Genomic DNA, 4,231 nt, shown 5'->3' with positions numbered 1-4,231 from the left:
ACTTTATTTATTTGTTGTTATTACCATTTATCAATGGCTTATAGCTGTTTTGGTTATATGAAAAGCCAGTTTCATAATTTTATAGTGGGGGTTTATTCATTATCAGGATATTGCTATGTTAAAAAGTGTAAACACAATGTGAAAGATAAATACAAATCGAGTGTTATGCATTCGAACAAGGATGTTGTATGAAAAAATATTTAATGACTGCTGCGATGCTTGGAGCATCAAGTAGCGCGTTTGCAAGTACGCTTGACGATAAGATCAACGAAGTCGTTGCACCTATTGTTAATCCTTTTGTTGGGATGATTTTCTCTTCTATTCCTTTACCATTTACCGATGTACAAGCACCATGGATTGTTCTTTGGTTAGTGGTTGCAGCCGTCTTCTTTACCGCTTATATGGGCTTTATTAATATCCGTGGTTTTAAGCATGCGGTTAAAATTGTAAAAGGCGATTATGCTGATCCTAAAGACAGTGGTGATGTTACTCCGTTCCAAGCCCTTTCTACTGCGCTGTCAGGTACTGTTGGTCTAGGTAATATTGCAGGTGTGGCTGTTGCTATTACGATTGGTGGTGCAGGTGCAACATTCTGGATGATCCTTGCAGGTCTTCTAGGTATGTCAACTAAGTTCGTAGAGTGTTCTCTCGCTGTTAAATACCGTACATATAACCCTGATGGTACAGTTTCGGGTGGTCCTATGTACTACCTTAGCCAGGGTCTAGAAAAGCGTGGTAACTCTGCGCTGGGTCGTACGCTTGCAGTACTATTCTCTATCTTTGCCATTGGTGGTGCGCTAGGTGGCGGTAACATGTTCCAAGCAAACCAAGCTTATAAGCAGGTTGTGGGTGTTACTGGTGGCGATCTATCGTTTTTTGCTGATAAGGGCTGGTTGTTCGGTCTATTGTTAGCTGTGCTGGTGGCATTCGTTATCATTGGTGGTATTAAGTCGATTGCAAAAGTCACGGCGAAAGTAGTGCCTTTCATGGCAATCATCTATGTTGGTGCCGCGCTTGTTATCATTGGCATGAACTACACATTAATCGATGATGCGTTTGCTGAGATTATCAATGGTGCATTTACTGGTGAGGGTATTACAGGTGGTGTGATTGGTGTGCTAATTCAAGGCTTTAAACGTGCCGCATTCTCGAATGAAGCAGGTGTGGGTTCAGCGGCGATTGCGCACTCAGCAGTTAAAACCAAAGAGCCAATTTCTGAAGGTTTCGTATCGCTATTAGAACCGTTTATCGATACGGTTGTGATTTGTACCATGACAGCGCTTGTTATCATCATTACAGGTCAACTTAATTCAGGTCTTGCTGGTGTAGAGCTTACGTCTGCAGCCTTCGGAAGCGCCATCTCTTGGTTCCCATTAATTCTTGCTGTAGCGGTTGTACTGTTTGCATTCTCAACTATGATCTCTTGGTCTTACTACGGCTTGAAAGCATGGACTTACCTATTTGGTGAGAGCAAAAAAGCGGAAATGGCGTTTAAATTGATGTTCTGTACGTTCGTTGTGATTGGCGCATCAATGAACTTAGGTCCTGTTATCGACTTCTCTGATGCGATGATTTTTGCAATGGCACTGGTGAACATTGTAGGTTTGTACATTATGGCACCAGAAGTAAAACGTGATTTGAAAGATTATCTACTACGTTTGAAAAACGGTGAGATCAAAGAACAAGGTAAAGAGTCAGCAAAGTTAGCGAAACAATAATTAGTAGCTGTTAGATAGCAAAATGCCGAGCGATATGCTCGGCATTTTTTATTTGGGTTACTTACATGGAGTCATGGTTAATGTGTAGTTTGTATTTTCTGATACTGGCGGTGCGTAAGTAATAAAGCAGTTATCACGATCAATTATTGTCGGATAATCCCCATTATGATCTGGAGTTGAGGATTTCTTAGTAAATTGTTTAAACGTAATTTTTAAAGCATGTTGTCCATTGTAAAGCGAAGTCACTACTTCCCATTCTTGATTTCCATCCAAATTAGTAACTAATTTAGACAAGGTATCTCTTTCTCTTGGGTAACCATATTGGAATACACAGTAGTCTGGACCACCGATTTGACAGCCCGGAAATGGTAGACTCTGCATTGGATTAAAATCTGAGCAGTCATTGTTTAGGCAATCTTTATTGGCATTAGATACATATCTTCTATGCTCTAGACCTGCAATAACCATTTTGCCATAACCAGCATTAAAAGCTGATCCAATTGCGCCCTCAAGTCCCTTCAATGACGCATTTCTCGCATCAACTTGTAAGTTCATAAACTTAGGTGCAGCAACCACGGCCAAGATGCCTAAGATGACAATCACGACCACTAATTCAATTAAAGTAAAACCGTTCTTTTTCATAGGAGGAAACCCATGGGATATAGATTAATTGTGTTTTGGGTGGATTTTATTCGTTATAGTTATTTTAACAAGTTATTTATTGATAAATAGAACTTTAAATGTGAATTGTTATTCACTATAGGATGGTTTAGTTAATAAATAGTGAGTAACTATTTTTTTAACTTGTTAGAAATACATAAAAAATGACGAAAGCCATCAGTTTAATCCTCAGCGCTTATGACATGTGGTCGATGTAAATCTGCGGAAGTAGATTGTCAGCATGTCCATTAGCTGATAGTGTCGCACCCCTTACGCATGTTTGAGACTTCAACATGCCGATTCTTCTAAAAACATGCTGTCTAGTGTGTTAGACGTATACAGGACATAATTGTGAGCCAGACTGCTTTTTCAACGTTAAACTTAAATCCTGATTTGCTCAGTAACTTAACGTCATTAGGTTATGACGCAATGACGCCAATTCAAGCGCAAAGCTTGCCTTTGATCCTTGAAGGTAAAGACGTTATCGCACAAGGTAAAACAGGTTCAGGTAAAACAGCGGCATTTGGCTTAGGATTACTGCAAAACTTACGTGTGAAGCGTTTCCGAGTGCAAACCTTAGTGCTATGTCCTACTCGTGAACTGGCGGATCAGGTAGCGAAAGAAATTCGTCGTCTTGCACGTGCTATTCATAACATCAAAGTGCTAACACTATGTGGTGGTATGCCATTTGGACCACAAATTGGCTCACTTGAGCATGGCGCGCACATTATTGTAGGTACACCGGGTCGTGTTGAAGAGCATATTCGTAAAGGCTTCTTATGTTTAGATGAGCTAAACACGCTTGTACTTGATGAAGCTGACCGCATGCTTGAAATGGGTTTCCAAGATTCATTAGATGCAATCATTGAAGGCGCACCACGTGATCGTCAAACACTACTCTTTAGTGCAACATACCCAGATCAAATTGCCTCTATTGCGAAGCGTATTATGCGCAATCCGGTACAAGTAAAAGTAGAATCTAACCACGATAACAGCAGCATCTCTCAGCATTTCTATAAAGTAGATAATAATGAAGAGCGTATGCGTGCAGTACGTTTATTGTTAAGCCAACACCGTCCTGAATCTTGTGTTGTGTTCTGTAACACCAAGCGTGAAGCACAAGAGATCTCTGATGATTTAGAAGCTTACGGTTTTAGTTCAATTGCCTTACATGGCGATTTAGAGCAGCGTGAGCGTGACCGTACATTAGTGCTGTTTGCTAACAAGAGCCGTTCAATCCTAGTGGCTACCGATGTAGCAGCTCGTGGTTTAGATATTGATAACCTTGATGCGGTGATTAACTATCACCTTGCACGTGATACTGAAGTGCATGTTCACCGTATTGGTCGTACAGGTCGTGCTGGTAGCAAAGGTATTGCTTGTTCACTGTTCAGTGATAAAGAGCACTACAAAGTCGCATTGCTTGAAGATTACCTTGATCGCCCAATTGAAGGTGAAATGCTACCACCAGAACATTTGCTCGATCAGCCAACGTTCCGCCCTGCGATGATCACATTAATGATTGATGGTGGTAAAAAGCAGAAAGTACGCCCTGGTGATATTTTAGGTGCGCTTACTGGTGAGAACGGTATTGCGGGTAGTGATGTAGGTAAGATCAATGTATTTGATTTCTGTGCTTATGTTGCTGTGAAGCGAGAAGTGGCTCGTGTAGCATTGAAGAAGTTAGAAAATGGTCGAATTAAAGGCCGTAACTTCCGTGCTCGTCAATTGCGCTAAGTTTGGATAAATCTTTAAGATAAATAAAAGCCGATAGTGATTGAAGTGACCCCCAATAGTTGGACACCAATTATTGGGGGTCTTTTATGTCCAAATATAGTCGAGAGTTAAAATGC

3 protein-coding genes are annotated in these 4,231 nt (G+C 40.8%); 2 read left to right on the top strand and 1 reads right to left on the bottom strand.

Features of this window, described 5'->3' with window-relative positions:
• Positions 1 to 188 precede the first annotated feature (188 nt).
• Positions 189 to 1,718 (top strand): alanine/glycine:cation symporter family protein, encoded by a 1,530-nt coding sequence (locus E5A76_RS09405; RefSeq protein ID WP_161118759.1) that lies wholly within the window; start codon positions 189 to 191, stop codon positions 1,716 to 1,718.
• A 57-nt stretch (positions 1,719 to 1,775) separates the two neighbouring features.
• On the opposite strand, the gene E5A76_RS09400 is transcribed toward E5A76_RS09405, so the two are convergent.
• Positions 1,776 to 2,360, bottom strand: a complete 585-nt coding sequence (locus E5A76_RS09400) for a type II secretion system protein (RefSeq protein ID WP_161118758.1) — start codon at positions 2,358 to 2,360, stop codon at positions 1,776 to 1,778.
• A 369-nt stretch (positions 2,361 to 2,729) separates the two neighbouring features.
• Between E5A76_RS09400 and dbpA the strand changes: the two genes are divergently transcribed.
• Positions 2,730 to 4,115 (top strand): ATP-dependent RNA helicase DbpA, encoded by a 1,386-nt coding sequence (gene dbpA, locus E5A76_RS09395; RefSeq protein WP_161118757.1) that lies wholly within the window; start codon positions 2,730 to 2,732, stop codon positions 4,113 to 4,115.
• Positions 4,116 to 4,231: the final 116 nt, after the last annotated feature.

The organism is Photobacterium lucens (assembly GCF_009873615.1).
Classification (GTDB): domain Bacteria; phylum Pseudomonadota; class Gammaproteobacteria; order Enterobacterales; family Vibrionaceae; genus Photobacterium; species Photobacterium lucens.
Note: the sequence above shows the minus strand (reverse complement) of the source record. Positions and strands in the feature narration are given on the sequence as shown.

Bases quoted from the DNA above. Each gene is read 5' to 3' on its own strand.
- E5A76_RS09400 (WP_161118758.1), bottom strand. From the start codon at position 2,360: ATGAAAAAGAACGGTTTTACTTTAATTGAATTAGTGGTCGTGATTGTC.
- E5A76_RS09405 (WP_161118759.1), top strand. From the start codon at position 189: ATGAAAAAATATTTAATGACTGCTGCGATGCTTGGAGCATCAAGTAGC.